1 protein-coding gene is annotated in these 410 nt (G+C 53.9%); it reads left to right on the top strand.

Translation table 11 applies throughout. From position 1 onward, the window contains the following. A partial coding sequence (locus OGW13_RS00030) for an ArsA-related P-loop ATPase (RefSeq protein WP_287115448.1) occupies window positions 1-410 on the top strand: 410 nt, incomplete at both ends.

The following is a 410-nucleotide window of genomic DNA, read 5'->3' as shown; positions in this document are numbered from 1 at the left end:
GCACTGGCAAATCTTCCTGCCGGTTTATCTGAGCTACCGACAGATACCCTATTACTACAGCCAGTCAATATGGTTGGTGTGTCCGCATTGAAGGGACTGCTGGATATCCATTCTGAGGCGTTACCGCTCCCGGCAACGAACGTTCTGTACATGCCTGAAAACTTATCGCTCTCTGGCCTGGTCGAGGATATCGCTCGCAGTGAACACGGCCTGATTATGCTGATGGGCAAAGGTGGCGTAGGGAAAACCACGATGGCTGCGGCTATAGCCGTCAGGCTGGCAGACATGGGATTTGACGTGCATCTCACGACCTCTGATCCTGCTGCGCATCTGAGTACAACGCTGAACGGCAGCCTCAAAAACCTGCAGGTCAGCCGCATCAACCCTCACGATGAAACCGAACGCTATCG

The sequence above is a fragment of the Citrobacter sp. Ca225 genome (genome assembly GCF_030337175.1).
In the GTDB taxonomy this organism is placed as follows: domain Bacteria; phylum Pseudomonadota; class Gammaproteobacteria; order Enterobacterales; family Enterobacteriaceae; genus Citrobacter_A; species Citrobacter_A amalonaticus.
The sequence above is the reverse complement of the archived record's forward strand: the minus strand, read 5'-3'. Positions and strand labels throughout refer to the sequence as shown.